We start from the raw sequence: 21689 nt of genomic DNA, 5'->3' as shown, positions 1-21689 counted from the left end.
TGCCGGGTCACTCCTCGTCCAGACGGTCGGCGAGCTGGATGAGCAGCTCCAGCCGGTAGCCCAGCCAGTCATAGGTGCCGTAGCGGGGATCGTCGGGATCATGTCGGTCGTCGCGGTCGATGCCCAGGCGCGAGGCGAGGACGAGCCGCATCGCCGAGAGCGTGCGCAGCCAGCCGTCCAGGTCCGCGCGGGGCACGTCGACGATGTCGGCGCCGGCGTCCGTCTCGAACCTCTCCAAGGCCGTCCGGACGGTTCGCGCATCCGAGATCCGCTGGTCGACGAGGTCGTCGCGCGTGCCGCGCCGGTACTCCTCGGCGGCCGCCGGGTCGTCGGGGTACGCGTCGGGCGCGAGGCGCTCCAGCGCCTCGTCCGCCGTGTCGCGGGGTGCATCCAGCAGCGCGATGAAGTCGTCCAGGAGCGCGATGAGGTGACGACCCTCGATGCTCGCGAACGGGACGGACAGCGCGCCATCGGTCATGCGCCGGCCTCCCGCACCGTCGCCCACAGCCCGAAGGCGTGCATCGCCTGGGCGTGCACCTCCATGGTCTCGCGCGGACCGGTCGCGACGACTGCGTGTCCGTCGTTGTGAACAGCCAGCATGAGCCTGGTGGCCTTCTCCTGCGGGTAGCCGAAGTAGGTGCGGAAGATGCGGGCGACGTAGCTCATCAGGTTCACGGGGTCGTCCCACACGACCAGCTCCCAGGGCACCAGTGGTGCGGCTGTCAGCTGCTCGTCCATCACCGGGACGGATGCGGGCCCGCTCATGCCCACCCCAGTTCACGGAGCTGCTCATCGTCGATGCCGAAGAAGTGCGCGATCTCGTGCACGAGGGTCGTGTGGATCTCGTCGCGCAGCTGCTCCTCGTCGTCGCACTCGGCCAGATGGGGTTCGCGGTACACGATGATCCGGTCGGGGAGTTCGCCCATGCCGTACTGCCCGCGCTCAGTCAGTGCGAAGCCCTCGTACAGGCCGAACAGCTCCTCGCCGTCCTCCGCGGCGTCCTCGACCACGAACACCACGTTCTCGAGGCCGTCGACCATGTCGTCGGGGAGCAGATCGAGTTCGTCGACCACCAGCCGCTCGAACTCCTCGGCATCCATCTCCATACCTCGATGCTATCCAGGCACAGGACTTCCAGTCGTTCGTGTGAGAACTCTCATGCCGGAGGGCCCGATTTCATAGGTTGCGCGGATCGGCCGGCGATTGGCTGGTCTCATGGTCATCACGGAGAGAGAGCTCGTCCAGGGCGAGCAGCGTCGCGAGCGTCGCCGGCCGGCGCCGCGGGCTGCGGCGCTGCCCGCGGGGATCGGGGTCGCCGTCGCTCTCGTCGACTACATCGGCGCTGGCATCCCGTCCTACTGGGGCGACGAGGCCGCGAGCGTCATGTCGGGTCAGCGGTCGCTGCCCAGCCTGCTGCAGGAGCTGAGCGCGGTGGATGCCGTGCACGGCCTGTACTACATGTTGCTGCACGTCTGGATGTGGGCGTTCGGCACGGGGGAGTGGGCGACCAGGGCGCTCAGCGCGATCGCCGTCGGCGCACTGGCCGCAGGCGTGTTCACGCTCGGCCGGATGTGGTTCGACCGGCGCACCGCGATCGTCGCCGGCGCGCTGGTGGCGGTCATTCCGCGCGCCAGTGCGCTGGCGATCGAGACGCGCGGCTACGCCATCACCGCCGCGGCCGTCGTCTGGCTGACCGTGCTGTTCTCGCACCTGCTCCGGCAGCGCGCTCCGAGGCGCCGCTGGGTGCTGTTCGGGGTGCTCGCCGGGCTGTGCTCCTGGTTCTTCCTCTACCTGCTGCTGGTGCCGCTCGCGCTCTTCGCGGTGACGTTCCTCGCACCGCGTCGCCTCGCCCCGCTGCGACGCGATGTGCGCGGGCTGCGGGGCGACCTCACGGTGGCGGCCGCGGCGACGTTGATCGCGGCTTTGCCGATCATCACTCTGGCGGCCTTCCAGCGCAACCAGGTGAGCTTCCTGGCCCACCGCGGCTATCTGTCGCCGACGGGCGTGCTCGTCACCCCCTGGTTCACGCACCGCGCGGTCGCCGCCGTCATGTGGGTCCTGATCGCCCTGGGCGTCGCATTCGCCCTGCGCCGGCCCGCCGAGCGCGCGAGGGCGCGTCTCGCTCTGACCTGGCTCCTCGCGCCGGCCGCCGTCCTCATCGCCGTCGACGTCATCGTCGCCCCCACGTACAACCCGCGCTACCTCGCCGTCAGCCTGGGTGCGGTCGCCCTGCTCGCCGCGCGTGGGCTGACCGGCATCCTGTCCGTGGTCGGGCGCCGGATGCCGGGTCTGGCGGCGGTCGCCGCCGTGGTGCTCGCAGCCGTGGTGCTGGGCGTCACGGTGCCGCAGTACCTGCATCAGCGCACACCGTATGCGAAGGACGGCGGAGCCGACTTCCGATTCGCCGCCCAGGTGATCGGGCAGCGGGCGCACCTCGGAGATGCGGTGCTGTTCGGCGACGGTCCGCGACCGTCCCGTACGTCGCGACTGGCCTTCCGGCTCTATCCGGAGGACTTCGCCGGCCTGCAGGACCCGCAGCTGCTCGCCTCGTACGACACCCGTGCCGGGCTCTGGGACGAGCTCGCCTCCGTCTCGGCGTCCGCACCGGAGCTGCAGGAGAGCACCGTCTGGCTGCTGGAGGCGAAGGGCGCCCGGACGGCCTCCGCCGATCTGTCCGCGCTGCGTCGGGCCGGCTACACGCTCACGGCGCATCAGCACGTGCACCGCACCACCGTCTACGAGTTCACCAAGGGAGCCCCGCATGCCTGAGACGACCGTCGTCATCCTGCCGACCTACAACGAGTCCGAGACGCTTCCCGGGATGATCTCCCGGCTCCGCGCGGCGACGCCTGAGGCCGACCTGCTCATCGTCGACGACTCCTCCCCGGACGGGACCGGGGCGCTCGCAGACGCGATCTCCTACGCCGATCCCGCCGTCCATGTGCTGCACCGCACGGTCAAGCAGGGCCTCGGCCCCGCGTACCTCGCGGGCTTCAGCTGGGCGCTGCGCCACGGGTACGACCGTGTGGTGCAGAGCGATGCCGACGGCTCGCATCGGCCGGAGGACCTGCCGGAGCTGCTGGCGGCGTCCGAAGACGCCGATCTCGTCATCGGATCGCGGTGGGTCGCCGGAGGATCGGCGCCGGGCTGGGCCTGGCGACGCCTCCTCCTCTCGCGCGCCGGCAGCCGGTACGCGGGGATCATGCTCCAGCTGCCGCAGCGCGATATCACCGGCGGATACCGTGTGTTCCGCGCGGATGCGCTGGACCGCATCGTCCGCGCCGGGGTCAGCAGCCGGGGATACTGCTTCCAGATCGAGATGCTCGACCGCGCCGTCTCCCTCGGCAGTCGTGTCGTGGAGGTGCCGATCACGTTCGACGTGCGCGGCGGCGGCGAGTCCAAGATGTCGGGTCGCATCATCGTCGAGGCCCTGCGACAGGTGACGGCGTGGGGTGTCGCCCGCCGGCTGCACCCGCACGTCGACCGAGCGGCGGTGCGGACGCCACGGGAGCACGCCCATGTCTGAGCGGGCGCTGGCGAGCGGTCGTGCAGGGGCGCTCCTGACCCAGGTGGTGCGCTTCGGCGTCGTGGGAGGCATGGGCTTCATCGTCGACGTCGCGGTGTTCAACGTGCTGCGCGCCCACACGCCGTTCGGGTGGGCCTGGTGGCCGGTCGCGGCCAAGGCGATCTCGACCGTGCTGGCGATCGCCGTCAACTGGATCGGAAACCGGTCCTGGACCTTTCGGGAGCATCGCCGCGCGGACACCGGACGCGAGGCCGTGGAGTTCCTCGTCGCGAGCCTGATCGGCGGGGGAGTGTCGCTGCTGTGCCTGGTGGTGTCGCGCGACGTGCTCGGCCTCACCAGCGCCCTCGACGACAACGTCTCGGCGAACGTCGTCGGGCTGCTCCTCGGCTCAGCCGTGCGCTTCTGCGCCTATCGCTGGTGGGTGTTCGGCGATCGGCGCTCACCGTCACCGGATCCATCCGGGGAGTCGGCGATGAGCGGGACGCGGATGCCGACCTCGGCCCCCGTCGTGCGACCGGACGAGATGCTCGCCGAGCCGCCTGCCAGCTCCGCCACGCGTGCGACGATCGCCAGGCCCAGCCCGCCGCCCGCGTAGGCGGAGGAGTCACTTCGCGTGAAGCGCTCGAACGCCCGGTCGGCGACGGACGGATCGAAGCCCGGTCCGTCGTCGGCCACGATTAGCTCGATCTCCGCGGCGTTCTGACGCAGCGTCACCGACACGTGAACCGGGTCTCCCTTCGACGCACGCAGCGCGTTGTCGATCAGGTTGTCGACCACCCGCGCGGCATCCGCCCGGTCGAGCCGAGCACGCGCCTCAGGCGTGGAGATGCCGAGGTCGAGGTCGACGGAGCCGCGCAGATCGGAGGCCGGTTCGGCCAGTCGCCAGCGCACGTCGTCGACGCGCTCGGTGATCTCCTCGGCGAGTTCGCGCAGAGTGCTGTCGCCCGAGGCTGCGCCCGCCTCGATCCGGGACAGCTCCAGCATGCTCTGCGCGAGCCGGATGAGCCGGTTGAGGGTGGCGCGGGACTCGGCCAGCAGGGTGCGATCCGCGTCGGGGTCCGTGCCGTCGACGAGCTCCAGCTGCGCACGCAGCACGGCGAGCGGATTGCGCAGCTCATGACTGGCGTCCGCCACCATCTGCTGCTCCCGCGCGCTGGCGGCCCGGACGTCCTCGATCAGCTGGTTGAGGGTGCGGGCGAGCGAGTCGATCTCGTCGTCGGCGCTGCCGACGGGCAGCAGCTCCTTCTCGCTGCGTCGCAGAGCGAGACGCTCCGCGCTGCGTCTCAGACGCTCCACTGGACGGAGCGCGGCCGTGGCGATCACCCACGCGCCCGCGGCGAAGATCAGGGCGCTGCCGATCACCAGGATCCACAGCAGGGCGACGACACCCGACACGATTCCCGCGGCGATGTCGCTGTCGCGGGTCACGAGCACCGTCCAGGTGCCCTGCGGCGTCTCGACGGTGTCGACGTACACGTAGTAGGTCTCGCCGTAGTGCACCTCGCGAAGCATGGGACCGGGGACGGTGAGCTCGTCGATGCGGGTCCGGAGGGCTGTGGGCAGCGTGTTCATCTCCTCGGTCCCGTCCGGTGCGACGATGGCCACGTGCTGGTCGACGCCGGGCTTGTCGAACGGCCCGGAGGGATCCTCGACGATGATGCCGCGGTAGACCTCGGCGATGTTGTGCAGCACGGCCTTCTCGCGCGACACCGCGATCGAGGAGATCTGCGCATAGACGGCGATGCACGCGGCGACCACCAGCAGCACCACCACGGCGGTGGACCCGATGATGATCCGGGCGCGGATCGACAGCCGTCTCCTCATCCGTCCGCCTCGTTCACCGGTGCGAAGGTCAGCCGGAAGCCGACGCCGCGCACGGTCTCGATCCGCACGCCGGAACCCGCATCCGCGAGCTTGCGCCGGATGTATCCCACGTACTGGTCGACGACGTTGGAGGCGAAGTGCGGCGACCCCCAGATCTCGGCCAGGATCCACTCGCGACTCAGGGTGTCGGACGGCCGCTCCAGGAACGCACGCAGCAGGTCGAACTCCCGGCGGCTCAGAGGGACGTCGACTCCATCCACCTGCGCGGCAGCGCGGTCAACAGCGACGGTGATGTCGCCGACCTCGAGGCGATGGCTCTCCAGGTGGTCGCGACGCCGCAGAGCACGCAGCCGGGCGAACAGCTCCGCGAACTCGAACGGCTTGATCAGGTAGTCGTCCGCCCCGGCATCCAGTCCTCGCACCCGGTCGCCGAGCGCATCGCGCGCGGTGAGCAGCAGGATGCCGATCCGCTCATCTCGATCGCGCAGCCGCGAAGCCAGTTCGAATCCGTTCATCCCGGGAAGGTTCACGTCCACGACAGCGAGCTGGAATCCGTCCTCCCCGCCGGCGAGCAGCGCCGCGATGCCGTCGCCGACGGCGGTGACGTCGTACCCCTCGCGCCGCAGATGGCGTGCGATGAGATCGGCGAGCTGCGGCTCGTCGTCCACGACCAGAACCCGGGTGACCACATACGGATTCTAGGTGCGAGGGCGTCACTTCCCGTGATGCGAAGAGCCCCGGCGTCATGACGCCGGGGCTCTTCCTCTGGGTGGCTAACGGGGCTTGAACCCGCGACCCCCGCGACCACAACGCGGTGCTCTACCAACTGAGCTATAGCCACCATGTGCCCGCCGGAGCAGGCAACTCCACGAGTCTATTACATGTTCGGAGCGAACTTTGACACGACGGACGTGGAGATCTCGCGCGCCTCGTCCGAACTGGGTCCGGGCTCGGCGACGAAGACCGCTTCGCGGTAGTACTGCAGCTCGCGGATCGACTCCAGGATGTCGGCCAGAGCGCGGTGCCCGCCGTTCTTCTCGGGCGCCTGGAAGAACACGCGCGGGTACCAGCGGCGGGACAGCTCCTTGACGCTGGACACGTCGACGTTGCGATAGTGCAGGTACTGGTCGATCTGCGGCATGTACTTGGCGAGGAACATCCGATCGGTGCCGATCGTGTTGCCGGCGAGCGGTGCCTTGCGCTCCAGCGGGACGAACCGCTTGATGTACTCGAGCGTCTGCTGCTCGGCCTCGGCCAGCGACACTCCGCCCGGGATCTCCTCGATCAGCCCGGAGGTGCGGTGCATGTTCGTGACGAACTCGTTCATGTTCGCCAGCGCCGCATCGTTCGGCTTGATCACGATCTGGAATCCCGGATCGAGCGGTCGCAGCTCGAAGTCGGTGATGACGACGGCGATCTCGACCAGCTCGTCGACCGCGAGGTCGAGGCCCGTCATCTCGCAGTCGATCCAGACGAGCCGATCGTTCTCAGACGCAGAAACCATGCCTCGATCTTATCGACGGGTCCGACACGGTAATCTGGGGGATCTCGCCTCCTTAGCTCAGTGGATAGAGCAACAGCCTTCTAATCTGTCGGTCGCTGGTTCGAATCCAGCAGGGGGCACGACACGGCAGTCCCCGCCGGACTCCGCAACGACGCTCAGACGTCGGGCTGAGCCGGTTCGATCCGGACGCGTCGGGCGATCCGCTCTCCCAGACGGTGGGCGGCCGCATCCAGTTCATCGGGCAATCGGCCGGACGCGAGCAGGATCGAGGTCTCGCCGTCGGCGGATGCCGGATCCTGGCACACCAGCTCCAGCCAGGAGCCGCCGGGCCCCTTCGCCGGGCTGAGCTTCCGAACGGCCACGGCGAGCACGCGATCCAGCGGGATGACGAGCAGCTCTCGATCGCAGACGATCAGCGCGGCGCCGTCCTCGGAGAGGCTCACCGTTCCATGCAGCTCCGCGCAGCGCGGAACCGGATCGCGGGCGAACTCCACCGTGGTGGGCAGCGGACGCGCAGCCGCCAGCTGCGCCGCAGCCGTCTTCGCACCCCTGTCGCCGAGACGCAGCACGACGGAGGCGCTGTCGATCCAGTGCGCCTCGCGCTCGGACGCCGCCTGCCTGTAGCCGGGCGAGAACGCGACTCGGCAGGCGGTCACCAGACGCGGGTCCCGCTCGTGCGCGCGATTCCTGGAGACGAACGACTGGAGTGACGGCGGCCAGACGGTGAGCGTGATGCCCGCCGGTCCCGCGATCCAGGCGCAGCCGACGGTGTTGGCATTGCGACCGATCTCCGCGGGCCCGAGCAGCGCGCAGAAGGAGTCCGCGGCGATCCGGATGTTCTCGAGAGGATCATCCGACACCCAGACGCAGGTGAAGAAGTGGTCCGGCGGCAGCGTGCTCGAGGTGCGGAAGGCGTTGGCGGCGATGGGGAAGATCATGCCCTCGAGCCCGTTCCCTGCTCCCGCCAACGGGATCACATCCCAGTCGTAGGACGGATGCGGCGACGAGCCGAACCGTGCGACGAGGTCCCGCGTCGACGTCCGCCAGGGCACTCCCAGATCGTCGAGCGCGCGCTGCACGGGGTTCATCCCGGGGGCCGGCACGGGAAGCACGGTCGGCCGGAAGTCAGGCAGCTGGTCGATCGGCGTGGGCATGCGCCCATTATCCGGTGGACGAGCCACGGCGTCCGGGCGCCGTGCCCTCGGCATCCGGAGCGAGGCCGACACGATGCGAGAATCGGGGCATGACTCGAATCAGCTGCCCGGTGCTCGCGACGAAGGTGACCTCCGCGGAGCACGCGGCGTCGTTCATCCACGACGGCGACAACGTCGCGATGAGCGGATTCACCGGAGCCGGCTACCCGAAGTCCGTCCCGACGGCGCTCGCGCACCGGATCCGCGCCGCGCACGACCGCGGCGAGCGGTTCAGCATCGGCCTGCTCACCGGGGCCTCGACCGGCGCCGAGGTCGACGGCGTGCTCGCCGAGGCCGAGGGCATCCACCTGCGCACGCCCTTCCAATCGGACCCGGTGCTGCGCAGGCAGATCAACGACGGATCGGTCGACTACATCGACACGCACCTGTCCCATCTCGCCCAGCAGGTGTGGTTCGGCTTCTACGGGACCATGAACGTCGCCGTGGTCGAAGTGGCGGCGATCCTCCCCAACGGCCTGCTCGTCCCGTCGTCCTCGGTGGGCAACAACAAGACGTGGCTCGACCTGGCCGACAAGGTCATCATCGAGGTCAACAGCTGGCAGCCGCGCGCGTACGAGGGCTTCCATGACGTGTACTACGGCACCCGGCGCCCTCCGCTGCGCACGCCGGTGCAGATCACCGAGGCGACACAGCGCATCGGAGACCCGTATCTCAAGGTCGATCCGGCCAAGGTGGTCGCCGTCGTCGAGACGCACGCCCCCGATCGCGACAACGTCTTCTCCCCGGTGGACGAGGCCTCGAAGGCGATGGCCGACCACATCCTCGACTTCCTGCGCTTCGAGGTGAACGCGGGCCGGCTGCCCGAGAACCTGCTGCCGCTCCAGTCCGGTGTGGGCAACGTCGCGAACGCCGTGCTGGCCGGCCTCGAGGAATCGGAGTTCGAGCACCTGACGGCGTACACGGAGGTCATCCAGGACGAGATGCTGCGGCTGCTCGAGTCGGGTCGCTTCGATGCGATCTCCGCCACGTCCCTGTCGCTGTCGCGGGAGATGGCGGAGTACTTCAACGCGAACATCGAGGCGTTCAAGGGAAGGATCCTTTTCCGCACGCAGGAGATGTCCAACCATCCCGAGATCGTGCGCCGACTCGGCGTCATCGCGATCAACGGCATGGTCGAAGCCGACATCTACGGGCACGTGAACTCGACGAACGTGCTCGGCAGTCAGATGATCAACGGCATCGGCGGGTCGGGCGACTTCGCCCGCAACGCGTACCTGAACTTCTTCGTGTCCCCGTCGGTGGCCAAGAAGGGTGCCATCTCGGCCATCGTGCCGATGGCTTCGCATGTCGACCACACCGAGCACGATGTGCACGTGCTGGTCACCGAGCAGGGCATCGCCGATCTTCGCGGCATGGCACCGGTCAGGCGTGCGAGGAAGATCATCGAGAACTGCGCCCATCCCGACTACCGGGATCGGCTGCTGGACTACCTGGAGCGGGCGCAGGCGCAGGCGAACGGACGGCTGCACATGCCGCATCTGCTCGACGAGGCGCTGAGCTGGCACTCGGCGTTCGCGAAGACCGGGCACATGTGACGCTGCCGCGCTGCGGCGCTGCGGAGTCAGCCCCGCAGTGCCGTCACCGCGTCATCGGCATCCCAGAACTCGCCGAGCAGGCGGAAGGTGCCGGATGCCAGGTGCAGGCGCTCGGCGCGATAACGGATGCCGAGCGGGTCCGCCACGACGCGCAGATGGCCGCGGATGGTTCCCGAGGCCGCGACCACGCGCCAGAGATGATCGCCTGCCCGCTCGAGTCGTTCGGCGCGCGAGCGGAGGACGGGTGTCTCCCACAGCACGGCGGGGAGGACGTCGGTGATCGTGGTCATGGCTGCTCGCCTCCTTCATCCGGGAACTGCTCTCCTTCGAACATAAGGACGGCCACCGACATCGGCGTCCCGTAGACTCGAGGCCATGTCCGCAGCCTCGCCGTACGCCGCCCGACTCGGGGAGATCCCCACCGAGCGACGCGAGGTCGAGGTGCTGGGTTCCAGCACCGCCTACTGGGTCTACGGTCCCGCCGACGAGGCGGCTCCCACCGTCATCGCCGTGCACGGCTTCCGCGGCGAGCACCACGGCCTGGAGCCGGTGATCGCCTATCTTCCCGATGTGCGGGTGATCTCACCCGACCTGCCCGGATTCGGCGAGACCTCGCCGATCCCCGGGCGCGAGCACGACCTGTCGCTGTACTCCGGCTGGCTGGCCGAGTTCGCTCGCACCGTGGCTCCGGACGCCGTGATCCTGGGCCACTCCTTCGGATCGATCGTCTCGTCGGCTGCGGTCGCGGGCGGGCTGAAGACCCCGCAGCTGATCCTGATCAACCCGATCGGCGCACCCGCGCTGGAGGGGCCGAAGGGCCTGCTGACGCGGCTCGCAGTGCTGTACTACTCGCTCGGCGCGCGGCTGCCCGAGAGGATCGGCACCGCCCTGCTCCGCAACCCGCTGATCGTGCGCGTGATGAGCATCGCGATGGCCAAGACCAGGGATCCCGCACTGCGGCGCTTCATCCACGATCAGCACGACACCTACTTCTCGCGCTTCTCGGACCGGGACGTGCTGCACGACGCGTTCGTCACGAGCGTCTCGCATGACGTGCGCGCCTTCGCCGGCGTGATCGACACGCCCACGCTCCTCATCGCTGCGCAGCGCGACGACATCACGCCCATCGAGGCCGAACGGCGTCTGGCGCGGATGTTCCCCGACGCCGAGCTGGTGGAGATCGCCGAGGTCGGGCACCTGATCCACTACGAGACGCCCGCCGAGGCGGCGGGCGCGATCCGTCGGTTCCTCAGGCTTCCCGTCGCGCGAGGCCGATGAGCCCTGCCACCCGGAAGGGGATGACCTCGCCCATGGCGAGCGAGGTCTCGGTGCGCTCGACCCCGTCGATCGAGAGGATGCGCGCGTCGGTGTCGAACAGATGGCGGGCGTCGCGGCAGGCCACACGGGCCAGCAGGTCGATCGACCCGCTCAGGCCGTGCGCCTGCACGACCTCGGGCACGCGCGCGAGTTCGGCGATGATCCGCGGCAGCTCGGTCTGCCGCACGCCGATGCTGATGAAGGCCTGCAGGGGGAAGCCGAGCACCTCGGTCGAGTACGAGCGCTCGTAGGACTCGAACACGCCCGTCTGCTCGAGCCGGGCCATCCGGGCCTGGATCGTGTTGCGGGAGAGGCGGAGCCGCTCGGCGAGGGCGACGACTGTGGTGCGCGGATCCTCCGCCAGTGCGGTGAGCAGTTCGAGATCGACGCGATCGAGGGCTGGCATAGTGCCACACGATATCAGGATCATGCGGGCACCTTCTGGGCAACATGCTCAACTGGCGCAGACATGCTTGAGCGAGGTGTCAGGTGGACGTACCCTTCAGATAAGCCGACGGAGTCGTCGGATCAGCCGTGCACGCCCCACAAGGGCCCCACGTCAGGAGGACGCCGATGTCACCGCACATCTCACCGATCACCGACACGGAGAGCGATCTCGAGCTCACCGAGCGCATCATCGCTCCGGATGGGACGCGGGTGGCCAACCCGCAACTCGACCGCTACATCCAGGACATCGACTTCGACGCTCTTCGCGGTCTGCATCGTGACATGGTGGTGCTCCGCCGAATCGATGCCGAGGGCGTGGCACTGCAGCGCCAGGGGCAGCTCGGCCTGTGGGCGCCGTGCAACGGTCAGGAGGCCGCGCAGATCGGCACCGGCCGGGCGATCGAGGCCCGCGACTTCGTCTTCCCCAGCTACCGCGAGACCGGCGTGATGTACAGCCGCGGTGCGAAGCCCGGCGACTACGTGCGCATGTGGCGCGGTGAGGAGGGGGCCGCCTACGACCCCGCAGAACTGCGCATCGCCCCGCTGCAGATCATCATCGGCGCACAGACCCTGCATGCCGTGGGCTACGCCATGGGCATCCAGCACGACGGTGCCGACGAGGTCGCCGTGACCTACTTCGGTGACGGTGCCACGAGCCAGGGCGACGTGAACGAGGCGATGGTGTTCGCCTCGTCCTATCGCGCCCCGGTGGTGTTCGTCTGTCAGAACAACCACTGGGCGATCTCCGAGCCCGTCGGGCTGCAGTCGCAGTTCCCGCTCGCGGGTCGTGCCCCTGGCTTCGGCATCCCGAGCCTCCGCGTGGACGGCAACGACGTGCTCGCGTGCATGGCCGCCATGCGCTGGGCCCTCGACCATGCGCGCTCCGGCAAGGGACCCGCCTACCTCGAGGCCGTCACGTACCGGATGGGCCCGCACACCACGGCCGACGACCCCAAGCGCTACCGCGACGAGGCCGAGCTCGAGCAGTGGCGTCGCCGCGATCCGATCGCACGGCTGGAGGCGCACCTGCGTGCCGCCGGGGAGTTCCCGCAGGAGCACATCGACGCCGTGCAGGCGCAGGCCGACGAGATGGCGCGCGAGATGCGCGCCGCCTGCCTGGGCATGGTCACCCGCCCCGCTCTCGCGGTCTTCGACCGCGTCTACGCGGAGCCGCACTCCGGCCTGGAGCGCGAGCGCGACGAGTACGCCGCGTACCTCGCCACCTTCGAGGAGGCGTGACATGGTGCAGATGACTCTGGGCAAGGCCCTCAACGCCGGCCTCCGCCAGGCGATGCGCGACGACGACAGGGTCGTGCTGATGGGGGAGGACATCGGCACGCTCGGTGGCGTCTTCCGCATCACCGACGGACTGAAGGACGAGTTCGGGGCCAAGCGCGTCATCGACACGCCGCTGGCCGAGTCCGGCATCGTCGGCACCGCCGTCGGCCTGGCCTTCCGCGGCTACCGGCCGGTGATCGAGATCCAGTTCGACGGCTTCATCTACCCGGCGTTCGATCAGATCGTCTCGCAGGTCGCGAAGCTCCACTACCGCACGCAGGGCAGGATCAAGATGCCCATCACGATCCGCGTGCCGTGGGCCGGGGGCATCGGCGCGGCCGAGCACCACTCCGAGTCGCCCGAGGCGTACTTCGTGCACACCGCCGGGCTGCGCGTGATCGCGGTCTCCGACCCGCAGGACGCGTATCGTTGCCTGCAGCAGGCCATCGCGAGCGACGACCCCGTGCTGTTCTTCGAGCCGAAGCGGCTCTACCACCACAAGGGTGAGGTCGATCTGGAGGCGCCGCTCGCCGACGCCCCGCCGATGGGGCTCGCCCGGGTGGTGCGCCAGGGCACGGACGCCACGCTCATCACCTACGGCGCCATGGTGAGCACGGCGCTCGACGCCGCCGCTGCGGCTGAGGACGAGGGGATCTCGCTCGAGGTCATCGATCTGCGGTCCCTCTCGCCGGTCGACTACGAGACCGTCACGGCATCCGTGCGCCGCACCGGGCGTGTGGTGGTCGCGCACGAGGCATCCCGGGAGGCGGGCGTCGGCGCCGAGATCATCGCCAGCATCACGGAGTTCTGCTTCGAATACCTGGAGGCCGCGCCGCTGCGCGTGACCGGGCACGACATCCCGTACCCGCCCGCGAAGATGGAGAAATTCCACCTCCCCGACCTCGACCGCATCCTGGATGCCGTCGATCGGGTGATGGACCGGCCGAACAGCCTCACGAAGGGGGCGCAGCAGTGATCGCGGAGTTCCGTCTGCCCGACCTCGGCGAGGGGCTGACCGAGGCCGAGGTCGTCCAGTGGCTGGTCAAGCCCGGCGATCCGGTGACGCTGAACCAGACGCTGGCTGAGGTGGAGACCGCCAAGGCCGTCGTCGAGCTGCCCTCGCCGTATGAGGGGACGGTATCGACGCTGCACGCGGATGCAGGTGACACGGTCGCCGTCGGCGCGCCGCTGATCGCCTTCGACGTGGCAGGCGCCGAGCCGGAGGCTCCCGCGCCCGCGGCCGATGGGAAGCAGGCGGATGCCGAGGAGACGGCGCAGCCGAACCTGGTCGGATACGGCGCCGCACCGGCATCCGGTGCCCGTCCCGCCCGGCGCGCGCGCCGGGGAGCCGCATCCGTCGCCCCCGAGGCGGACGCTGCGGTCATCGCCGCGGCACCGCACGACGCACTGCCCCCGGCGGTCGCCGAGCCCGTCGTCGGCGAGCGCCCGCGCTCCACGCCTCCGGTGCGCGCCTACGCGAAGCGCCGCGGTGTGGACCTCGTGCTGGTCGCCGCCGAGGTGGGGGATCGCGTGATCACCCGCTCCGACGTCGATGCGTATGCGGACCGTGTCGGAGCCGCGACGGCGGGCCCTGCCGAGCACGACGACGCCGGGGCGGCCGCGCTGACCGCTCCGTCCGCACCGGCGGGCGAGCGCGCGCAGACCCGCATCCCCATCAAGGGCGTGCGGAAGGCGACCGCCCAGGCCATGGTGCGCAGCGCCTTCACCGCCCCGCACGTCACCTGCTTCCACACGGTCGACGTCACGGCGACGATGGAGCTGATCGAGCAGCTGCGCGCGGACCGGTCGCTGTCCGAGCACCTCATCGGCCCGCTCGTGCTGATCGCGAAGGCGGTCTGCCTCGCCCTGGGGCGCAATCCCTCGCTCAACGCGACCTGGGACGAGGAGGCCGGTGAGATCGTGCAGAACCACTTCGTGGATCTGGGTATCGCCGCAGCCACCGAGCGCGGGCTCATCGTCCCGATGATCCGCGACGCCGAGCGCCTCTCGCTGACGGGGATGGCCGATGCCCTGACCCAGCTCACGCAGACCGCGCGCTCCGGTAAGACGAGCCCGGCCGAGCTCGCGGGCGGCACGTTCTCGATCACGAACATCGGCGTCTTCGGCATCGACGCCGGTACGCCGATCCTGCCGCCCGGGCAGTCCGGCATCCTCGCCGTGGGGGCGGTCAGGCGTCAGCCGTGGGAGTACAAGGGAGAGATCGCGCTGCGTCAGATGATGACGCTGAGCGTGTCGTTCGACCACCGTCTGGTGGACGGCGCCGAGGGATCGCGCTTCCTGAAGGACGTCGCCGACCTGCTGGAGCAGCCCGGCCGGGCGATGCTCTTCTGAGCGGCTGACAGGGTGAGCGGACGCTGAGGGCGGGACTCCCGGGAGTCCCGCCCTCAGCGGTGCGTGCGCTCAGCTGTCCGCGAGGAGGGCGGAGACGGCCATCGCCGTGAGCAGGCGTGCGGTGTCCACCCGGGCTCGCAGCGCGGTGCTGGTGGAGTGCGGTGTGGAGTTCAGCAGCCCGAAGCAGGCCTGGACCCGCAACCGCAGCGCGTCGCGGTCCTCGGCGACCAGCGCCGCCAGCGAATCGATCCAGAGCTCGATGTAGGCGCGCTGCAGCCGTCGCACGTCCGCGCGGCTCTCGTCGGTGAGATAGACGAAGTCGCGATCCTGCACGCGGATGACCTCGGCGTTGCCCAGTGCGAAGTCGACGTGGAACACCACCAGCGCCCGCATCCGGTCCTGCTCCGAGGCGGCAGCGGAAGCCACATCCTGGCCGCCGGCCACCAGCCGCTCGCTGACGCCGATCAGAAGCGCGCCGAGGAGAGCCTGCTTGCCGGCGAAGTGGCGGTAGACCGCAGGCCCCGAGACGCCGACCGCGGCGCCGATGTCCTCCAGGCTCACGCCGGTGTACCCGCGCGCGGCGAAGAGCTCCGCGGCCGCGGAGAGGATGGCGTCGGTGCGCTCGGCCTTCGCGCGATCGCGGGCGGTCCCAGGCGTTGTCATTTCGGTTAATCCTCGCTAACCTGAATTATCCGGTTAATGCACACTAACCAACTCAGCGCGAAATATCAGCACTGACGTGCGTCGAGGAGGACCCACGATGGCTCTCACCCAGCAGGAACTGGCCGAGGAGCTGCGCGAGCGACTCGCCACGGCGGCTCTGGGCGGCCCGGAGCGCTCCCGGGAGAGGCACGTCGCCCGCGGCAAGATGCTCCCGCGGGATCGCGTCGCCCGGCTGCTGGACGAGGGGAGCCCCTTCATCGAGATCGCGCCCCTCGCGGCGGACGGCCTCTACGGCGGCGAGGCGCCCGGTGCGGGCGTGATCGCGGGGATCGGGCTCGTGCACGGCAGGCACGTGATGGTGGTTTGCAACGATCCGACCGTCAAGGGCGGCACGTACTTCCCGATGACCGTCAAGAAGCACCTGCGCGCGCAGGAGATCGCACTGGAGAACCGTCTGCCGTGCCTGTACCTCGTCGACTCGGGCGGCGCCTTCCTGCCCAAGCAAGACGAGGTCTTCCCCGATCGCGACCACTTCGGCCGCATCTTCTTCAACCAGGCCCGCATGTCCGCCGAGCGCATCCCGCAGCTCGCCGCTGTGCTGGGGTCGTGCACGGCGGGCGGCGCGTACGTCCCGGCGATGAGCGACGAGACCGTGATCGTGCGCAACCAGGGCACGATCTTCCTCGGCGGCCCGCCCCTGGTGAAGGCCGCGATCGGCGAAGTGGTGACGGCGGAGGAGCTCGGCGGGGGAGAGCTGCACGCCAAGCGCTCGGGCGTGGTCGACCACCTGGCCGAGGACGACGAGCATGCCCTGGAGATCCTGCGCGACATCGTCGCGACGCTGCCGAAGCCCCCGGCTCCGGCCTGGAATGTCGTCGCCTCACGCCCTGCGGCGCAGACCGGCAGCCTGTACGACGTCGTTCCGGTCGACGTGAACGCCGCCTACGACGTACACGAGGTCATCGACCGGCTGGTCGACGCAGACAGCTTCTCGGAGTTCAAGCCGGAGTACGGCACGACGCTCGTCACCGGGTTCGCCGTGCTGCACGGGCATCCGATCGGGATCGTCGCCAACAACGGCGTGCTCTTCAGCGAGTCCGCGCTGAAGGGCGCGCACTTCATCGAGCTGTGCGACCAGCGCGGGATCCCGCTGCTGTTCCTGCAGAACATCACCGGCTTCATGGTCGGCCGCGACGCGGAGGCCGGCGGCATCGCCAAGGACGGCGCGAAGATGGTCACCGCCGTCGCCACCACGCGCGTCCCCAAGCTCACCGTCATCATCGGCGGCTCCTTCGGAGCCGGCAACTACTCGATGTGCGGGCGGGCGTACTCGCCCCGGTTCCTGTGGAGCTGGCCGGCCAGCCGCATCTCGGTGATGGGCGGTCCGCAGGCGGCGTCCGTGCTCGCCACGGTCAAGGAGGAGCAGCTCGAAGGACGCGGTGAGCCCTGGACCCCCGAGGAGCGCGCGGAGTTCGAGGCACCGATCCGCCAGCAGTACGAGAGCCAGGGCGAGCCCTACTACGCCACCGCCCGCCTCTGGGACGACGGCATCGTCGACCCCGACCAGACCCGCGACCTGCTGGGCCTCGCCCTCGACGTCGTCTCCCGCAGCCCCCTGCCCGAACCGCGCTTCGGCCTCTTCCGGATGTGATGCAGATGAGCACCTTCGAATCCGTCCTCGTCGCCAACCGCGGCGAGATCGCCCGCCGCGTCATCCGCACCCTGCGCGACCTCGGCATCCGCAGCGTCGCCGTCTACAGCGATGCGGATGCCGACGCACCGCACGTCCGTGAGGCCGATGACGCCGTGTGGATCGGCGGGGCAGCCGCAGCGGACTCCTACCTGCGCGTGGACGCCATCATCGACGCTGCGCGGCGCACCGGAGCGCAGGCGATCCACCCCGGCTACGGCTTCCTGTCCGAGAGCGTCGCGCTCGCGCAGGCCTGCGACGATGCCGGCATCGTGTTCATCGGCCCGCACGTGCGCGCCCTGGAGATCATGGGCGACAAGGCCCGTGCCCGCGACCACGTGTCGCAGCACGGCGTGCCCGTCGTGCCCGGATTCAACGCGGCGGGCATGGACGACGCGCAGATCCGCGCCCGTGCCGATGAGGTCGGCTACCCGCTGCTGGTCAAGCCCAGCGCCGGCGGCGGCGGGAAGGGCATGGAGATCGTGCGCTCGGGCGACGAGCTGGCATCCGCTCTCGCGACCGCCCGACGGGTCGCCAGGGCCGCCTTCGGCGACGACGCCATGGTGCTGGAGCGCCTGGTGCAGCGCCCGCGGCACATCGAGGTGCAGGTCTTCGGCGACACCCACGGCACGGTCATCGCGTTGGGCGAGCGGGAGTGCACGCTGCAGCGCCGTCACCAGAAGGTGATCGAGGAGGCGCCGGCCGCGCACCTGCCGGATGCCGTGCGTCGGCGACTGCTCGATGCCGCCGTCGCCGCCGCGCAGAGCGTCGACTACGTCGGTGCCGGCACCGTCGAGTTCCTCGTCGAGGCCGACTCGGTCCAGGACATCTTCTTCATCGAGATGAACACCCGCCTGCAGGTGGAGCACCCCGTGACCGAGGAGGTGACCCGGCTGGACCTCGTCGCCCTGCAGGTGCAGGTCGCCGCCGGCGGTGCCCTGCCCGAGCCTCCCGAGGTGCGCGGGCATGCGGTGGAGGCACGCGTCTACGCCGAGTCCCCCGAGCGAGGCTTCCTGCCCTCGACGGGACGCGTGCTTCTGTTCGACGCGCCGCGCGGTGTGCGCGTGGATGCCGCGGTGGAGACCGGCTCCGAGGTCACCGGCTTCTACGACCCGATGATCGCCAAGGTGATCGCCTTCGGACCCGACCGGGAGAGCGCCCTGCGCCGGCTGGATGCCGCCCTCGCCCGCACCGTCGTGCTGGGCGTCGAGACCAACATCGCCTTCCTGCGCGCCCTCAGCACGCACGAACGCGTCGTCGCCGGCGACCTCGACACCGGGCTGATCGAGACCATGCTGCCGCTGCCGGCGCAGCAGTCGACCGAGTCGATGCTGGCAGCCGCCGCGCACGCCGTGCACCGCCCGCGTGCGCGCGGTGCCGCGGATCTCTGGAGCGAGGTGCCCGGCTGGCGGATCGGCGCGGCTCAGCCGCTGCCGCGCACGGTCTTCCTCACCGACGACGATGTGCAGGTCGAGGCGCCGGCCGCCTACACCCACGGCATCGCTGTGCAGGCCGACGCCGACGGCGCGATCTGGGCATCCGAGGCAGGCGTCACGCTGCGTCTGCGTCCGCTGTCCCGCCGCGCCCGCATGCAGCGCCGGCTCGCGGAGCTCGAGCGCGCGTCGGGCCCGCGTGAACCGGAGGGTCGCGCACCCATGCCCGGATCGGTCGTGGCGCTGCACGTCGCCGACGGCGACACCGTCCGCGAAGGGGACCCCCTCGTCTCGATCGAGGCGATGAAGATGGAGCATCCGGTGCTCGCGCCGCACGACGGCACGGTGCATCTGCTGGTCGCCGTGGGCGATCAGGTACGGCGCGACCAGCCGGTCGCCCGCGTCAGCGAAGTGGAGACATCATGACCGACGACCTCAGCAGCATCGGCCTGAACGAGGAGCAGCGCGAACTCGCCGCCATGGTGCGCGACTTCGCCGAGCAGGTGGTGGCGCCGCAGGCCTATGAGGCCGATCGCTCCCACACGCTCAACCTCGACGTGGTGCGGCAGATGGGCGAACTGGGCCTGTTCGGCCTGCCCTTCTCCGAGGAGTACGGCGGGCAGGGCGGCGACTACCTGGCCCTGGGCCTGGCCATCGAGGGCCTCGCCCGCGTCGACCAGTCCATCGCCATCACGCTCGAGGCCGGTGTGAGCCTGGGCGCCATGCCGATCTACCGGTTCGGCACCGAGGAGCAGAAGCAGGAGTACCTCCCCTCGCTGCTCGCTGCGGAGAACCTCGCCGGGTTCGGCCTGACCGAGCCGGAGGCCGGCAGCGACGCCGGCGCCACCCGCACCACCGCCCGACTCGAGGGCGGGGAGTGGGTCATCGACGGCTCCAAGCAGTTCATCACGAACTCCGGCACGGCGATCACGCGCTTCGTGACGGTCACGGCCGTGACGGGGGTGACCGACGGGCGCAAGGAGATCTCCACGATCATCGTGCCCAACGGCACCCCGGGATTCACGGTGGAGCCCGCCTACGACAAGGTCGGCTGGAACGCGTCCGACACCCACCCGCTCACCTTCCAGGGCGTGCGCGTCCCGGAGGGCAACCTGCTGGGCGAGCGCGGTCGCGGGTTCAAGAACTTCCTCAGCATCCTCGACGAGGGACGCATCGCCATCGCCGCTCTCGCCACGGGCGCCGCGGAGGGCTGCCTGGAAGCGGCCGTCGACTACGCCAAGAAGCGCACCATCTTCGGCTCCGCCCTGAGCACCCGCCAGAACGCGCAGTTCACGCTGGCGCGCATGCGCGCCCGCGTGCACACCGCGCGCCTGGCCTGGCACCACGCCGCGCGTCTGCGCGACGCGGGACTGCCGTTCGCGGAGGAGGCGGCGATCGCCAAGCTCGTCTCCGGTGATGCCGCGATGGACAACGCCCGGGACGCGACCCAGATCTTCGGCGGCAACGGCTTCATGAACGAGTACCCGGTGGGCCGTCACTATCGCGACTCGAAGATCCTCGAGATCGGCGAGGGCACCACCGAGGTGCAGCTGCTCGTCATCGCCCGCAAGCTGGGCCTGGCCGGCTGAGTCCGCAGAGGAGCTAGGGTGCGATCATGACCGACATCGTCCAGCGCGGCCTGTACTTCGAGGAGTTCGAACTCGGTGCCAGGTACCTGCACCGTCCGGGCCGCACCGCGACCGAGGCCGACAACGTGCTGTTCACGACCCTCACCATGAACACGCAGGCCCTGCACCTGGATGCGGCATTCGCCGGCGCCGAGAGGCCGTTCGGGCAGCGGCTGATGAACTCGATGTGGACGCTGTCCACCATGGTCGGCGCCTCGGTGGCGCAGCTCACCCAGGGAACGCTCGTGGCGCAGCTGGGACTCAGCGACATCACCTTCCCGCACCCGGTCTTCCACGGCGACACCCTGTACACCGAGAGCGTGATCACCGACAAGCGCCTGTCGTCGTCCCGGCCCGGGCAGGGGATCGTCACGATCGCCCATACCGGTCGCAACCAGGACGGTGTGATCGTGGCGACGGCCACTCGCGTGGCGCTGATGCACTGCATGCCGGAAGGGGAATGATGGCCTTCGATCTCGGACCCGCCCTGCTCTTCTGCCCGGCCGACCGTCCGGAGCGCTACGCCGGAGGGCTCGCGAAGGCGGATGCTGTGATCCTCGACCTCGAGGACGCGGTGCTTCCGGATGCCAAGGCGCAGGCGCGCGAGCATCTCGTGGCGGCGGATCTCGACCCCGCGCGGGTGATCGTGCGTGTCAACGACCCGGCATCCGCTCATTTCACCGCCGACCTCGAGGCCGTGGCGCGCACTCCGTTCCGCACCGTGATGGTCGCCAAGACCGAGGACCCGTCCGCGCTGGACGCCTTCGGCGAGGAGTACGCCCTGCTGGCGCTCTGCGAGACCGCGGCGGGCGTGCTGAACGCCGGGTCCATCGCCGCGCATCCGCGGGTCGCGGCTCTGATGTGGGGCGCGGAGGACCTGGTGGCGTCGATCGGCGGCACCGCGAGCCGGTTCCCGGACGGACGCTACCGAGACGTGGCGCGCCATGCGCGGGCATCCGTGCTCGTGGCCGCCGCGGCGCACGGGAAGGCCGCGATCGACGCGGTGCATTTCGACATCGACGACGAGGCGGGGCTCGCGGACGAGGCGGCGGATGCCGTGGCCTCGGGGTTCCGTGCCACCGCCTGCATCCACCCGAAGCAGGTCGCGATCATCCGCGACGCCTACCGGCCCGATGCGGCGACCCTGGACTGGGCACGTGCGGTGCTCGCCGCTGCCGAGGGGGAGCGGGGCGTGTTCCGCTTCCAGGGGCGGATGGTCGACGAGCCGGTGCTGCGCCACGCCCGGGCGGTGCTGAGCAGGGCCTGAGCCGAACCGAA

Annotated in this window: 22 protein-coding genes, 2 tRNA genes and 1 pseudogene; 14 read left to right on the top strand and 11 right to left on the bottom strand. The window is 70.0% G+C overall.

Annotated elements, in window-relative coordinates:
- Window positions 1-7 precede the first annotated feature (7 nt).
- From MIAR_RS05330 to MIAR_RS05320, 3 genes are read right to left on the bottom strand one after another with little or no spacing between them, the layout of a single operon-like run.
- Window positions 8-478 (bottom strand): DUF2017 family protein, encoded by a 471-nt coding sequence (locus tag MIAR_RS05330; protein ID WP_285632364.1) that lies wholly within the window; start codon window positions 476-478, stop codon window positions 8-10.
- Window positions 475-765 (bottom strand): ATP-dependent Clp protease adapter ClpS, encoded by a 291-nt coding sequence (gene clpS / locus MIAR_RS05325; protein ID WP_285632361.1) that lies wholly within the window; start codon window positions 763-765, stop codon window positions 475-477. Before clpS ends, MIAR_RS05330 begins: the two co-directional genes overlap by 4 nt.
- The gene (locus MIAR_RS05320) at window positions 762-1106 is read right to left on the bottom strand and encodes a metallopeptidase family protein (protein WP_285632358.1); all 345 of its coding nucleotides are present in this window, start codon (window positions 1104-1106) and stop codon (window positions 762-764) included. The genes clpS and MIAR_RS05320 overlap by 4 nt, the downstream gene beginning before the upstream one ends.
- Window positions 1107-1215: 109 nt before the next feature.
- Between MIAR_RS05320 and MIAR_RS05315 the strand changes: the two genes are divergently transcribed.
- From MIAR_RS05315 to MIAR_RS05305, 3 genes are read left to right on the top strand one after another with little or no spacing between them, the layout of a single operon-like run.
- Window positions 1216-2769 carry a glycosyltransferase family 39 protein gene (locus MIAR_RS05315; protein ID WP_285632355.1) on the top strand — a complete coding sequence of 518 codons (1554 nt, stop codon included), beginning with the start codon at window positions 1216-1218 and terminating at the stop codon, window positions 2767-2769.
- Window positions 2762-3526 carry a polyprenol monophosphomannose synthase gene (locus MIAR_RS05310; protein WP_285632352.1) on the top strand — a complete coding sequence of 255 codons (765 nt, stop codon included), beginning with the start codon at window positions 2762-2764 and terminating at the stop codon, window positions 3524-3526. Before MIAR_RS05315 ends, MIAR_RS05310 begins: the two co-directional genes overlap by 8 nt.
- Window positions 3519-4121, top strand: a complete 603-nt coding sequence (locus MIAR_RS05305; protein WP_285632349.1) for a GtrA family protein — start codon at window positions 3519-3521, stop codon at window positions 4119-4121. Before MIAR_RS05310 ends, MIAR_RS05305 begins: the two co-directional genes overlap by 8 nt.
- Here MIAR_RS05305 and MIAR_RS05300 read toward each other — a convergent pair.
- The 4 genes and pseudogenes from MIAR_RS05300 to orn all read right to left on the bottom strand — a co-directional run.
- A pseudogene (locus MIAR_RS05300) lies at window positions 4061-5038 on the bottom strand (sensor histidine kinase); the annotation flags it as partial. The gene MIAR_RS05305 and the pseudogene MIAR_RS05300 overlap by 61 nt on opposite strands.
- A gap of 308 nt (window positions 5039-5346) precedes the next feature.
- A complete protein-coding gene (locus MIAR_RS05295; RefSeq protein ID WP_285632346.1) occupies window positions 5347-6039 on the bottom strand; it encodes a response regulator transcription factor in 693 nt (230 codons plus the stop codon).
- 79 nt (window positions 6040-6118) lie between these two features.
- Window positions 6119-6191 (bottom strand) — tRNA-His (locus MIAR_RS05290).
- A 36-nt stretch (window positions 6192-6227) separates the two neighbouring features.
- A complete protein-coding gene (gene orn / locus MIAR_RS05285; protein WP_285632343.1) occupies window positions 6228-6854 on the bottom strand; it encodes an oligoribonuclease in 627 nt (208 codons plus the stop codon).
- Window positions 6855-6900: 46 nt separating this feature from the next.
- On the opposite strand from orn, the gene MIAR_RS05280 reads away from it, so the two are divergent.
- Window positions 6901-6973 (top strand) — tRNA-Arg (locus tag MIAR_RS05280).
- A gap of 36 nt (window positions 6974-7009) precedes the next feature.
- On the opposite strand, the gene MIAR_RS05275 is transcribed toward MIAR_RS05280, so the two are convergent.
- The gene (locus MIAR_RS05275) at window positions 7010-8008 is read right to left on the bottom strand and encodes a hypothetical protein (RefSeq protein WP_285632340.1); all 999 of its coding nucleotides are present in this window, start codon (window positions 8006-8008) and stop codon (window positions 7010-7012) included.
- Window positions 8009-8097: 89 nt separating this feature from the next.
- Here MIAR_RS05275 and scpC point away from each other — a divergent pair, with 89 nt between their 5' ends.
- On the top strand, window positions 8098-9603 hold the full coding sequence (gene scpC / locus MIAR_RS05270; RefSeq protein ID WP_285632337.1) for a succinyl-CoA:acetate CoA-transferase ScpC: 1506 nt from the start codon (window positions 8098-8100) through the stop codon (window positions 9601-9603).
- Between the two features lie 26 nt (window positions 9604-9629).
- Here scpC and MIAR_RS05265 read toward each other — a convergent pair whose 3' ends face one another.
- On the bottom strand, window positions 9630-9893 hold the full coding sequence (locus MIAR_RS05265; RefSeq protein WP_285632335.1) for a hypothetical protein: 264 nt from the start codon (window positions 9891-9893) through the stop codon (window positions 9630-9632).
- A gap of 85 nt (window positions 9894-9978) precedes the next feature.
- Between MIAR_RS05265 and MIAR_RS05260 the strand changes: the two genes are divergently transcribed.
- Window positions 9979-10881: an alpha/beta fold hydrolase gene (locus MIAR_RS05260; protein WP_285632332.1), complete on the top strand. Its 903-nt coding sequence runs from the start codon at window positions 9979-9981 to the stop codon at window positions 10879-10881.
- Here the strand turns inward: MIAR_RS05260 and MIAR_RS05255 are convergent.
- Window positions 10853-11326 carry an Lrp/AsnC family transcriptional regulator gene (locus MIAR_RS05255; protein WP_285632329.1) on the bottom strand — a complete coding sequence of 158 codons (474 nt, stop codon included), beginning with the start codon at window positions 11324-11326 and terminating at the stop codon, window positions 10853-10855. The genes MIAR_RS05260 and MIAR_RS05255 overlap by 29 nt on opposite strands.
- A 167-nt stretch (window positions 11327-11493) precedes the next feature.
- On the opposite strand from MIAR_RS05255, the gene pdhA reads away from it, so the two are divergent.
- Genes pdhA through MIAR_RS05240 form a run of 3 tightly spaced genes read left to right on the top strand, consistent with a single transcriptional unit; the run spans window position 11494 to window position 14997 of the window.
- On the top strand, window positions 11494-12606 hold the full coding sequence (gene pdhA, locus MIAR_RS05250; protein WP_285632325.1) for a pyruvate dehydrogenase (acetyl-transferring) E1 component subunit alpha: 1113 nt from the start codon (window positions 11494-11496) through the stop codon (window positions 12604-12606).
- 1 nt (window position 12607) lies between these two features.
- Window positions 12608-13621: an alpha-ketoacid dehydrogenase subunit beta gene (locus MIAR_RS05245; protein WP_285632323.1), complete on the top strand. Its 1014-nt coding sequence runs from the start codon at window positions 12608-12610 to the stop codon at window positions 13619-13621.
- Complete coding sequence (locus MIAR_RS05240) at window positions 13618-14997, top strand: dihydrolipoamide acetyltransferase family protein (RefSeq protein WP_285632320.1); 1380 nt, start codon at window positions 13618-13620, stop codon at window positions 14995-14997. The genes MIAR_RS05245 and MIAR_RS05240 overlap by 4 nt, the downstream gene beginning before the upstream one ends.
- Window positions 14998-15066: 69 nt before the next feature.
- Here the strand turns inward: MIAR_RS05240 and MIAR_RS05235 are convergent, their stop codons facing one another.
- The gene (locus MIAR_RS05235; RefSeq protein ID WP_285632318.1) at window positions 15067-15660 is read right to left on the bottom strand and encodes a TetR/AcrR family transcriptional regulator; all 594 of its coding nucleotides are present in this window, start codon (window positions 15658-15660) and stop codon (window positions 15067-15069) included.
- A gap of 97 nt (window positions 15661-15757) precedes the next feature.
- Between MIAR_RS05235 and MIAR_RS05230 the strand changes: the two genes are divergently transcribed.
- The 5 genes from MIAR_RS05230 to MIAR_RS05210 are packed head-to-tail and all read left to right on the top strand — an operon-like array spanning window position 15758 to window position 21678.
- On the top strand, window positions 15758-17311 hold the full coding sequence (locus tag MIAR_RS05230; protein WP_285632316.1) for a carboxyl transferase domain-containing protein: 1554 nt from the start codon (window positions 15758-15760) through the stop codon (window positions 17309-17311).
- Window positions 17311-19209: an acetyl/propionyl/methylcrotonyl-CoA carboxylase subunit alpha gene (locus MIAR_RS05225; RefSeq protein ID WP_285632315.1), complete on the top strand. Its 1899-nt coding sequence runs from the start codon at window positions 17311-17313 to the stop codon at window positions 19207-19209. Before MIAR_RS05230 ends, MIAR_RS05225 begins: the two co-directional genes overlap by 1 nt.
- A complete protein-coding gene (locus MIAR_RS05220) occupies window positions 19206-20372 on the top strand; it encodes an acyl-CoA dehydrogenase family protein (RefSeq protein WP_285632314.1) in 1167 nt (388 codons plus the stop codon). Before MIAR_RS05225 ends, MIAR_RS05220 begins: the two co-directional genes overlap by 4 nt.
- A gap of 26 nt (window positions 20373-20398) precedes the next feature.
- Window positions 20399-20875: a MaoC family dehydratase gene (locus MIAR_RS05215; protein WP_285632313.1), complete on the top strand. Its 477-nt coding sequence runs from the start codon at window positions 20399-20401 to the stop codon at window positions 20873-20875.
- A complete protein-coding gene (locus MIAR_RS05210; protein ID WP_285632312.1) occupies window positions 20875-21678 on the top strand; it encodes an HpcH/HpaI aldolase/citrate lyase family protein in 804 nt (267 codons plus the stop codon). The genes MIAR_RS05215 and MIAR_RS05210 overlap by 1 nt, the downstream gene beginning before the upstream one ends.
- Window positions 21679-21689: the final 11 nt, after the last annotated feature.

The sequence above is a fragment of the Microbacterium arabinogalactanolyticum genome, assembly GCF_030268005.1.
Lineage (GTDB): Bacteria > Actinomycetota > Actinomycetes > Actinomycetales > Microbacteriaceae > Microbacterium > Microbacterium arabinogalactanolyticum.
Note: the sequence above shows the minus strand (reverse complement) of the source record. Positions and strands in the feature narration are given on the sequence as shown.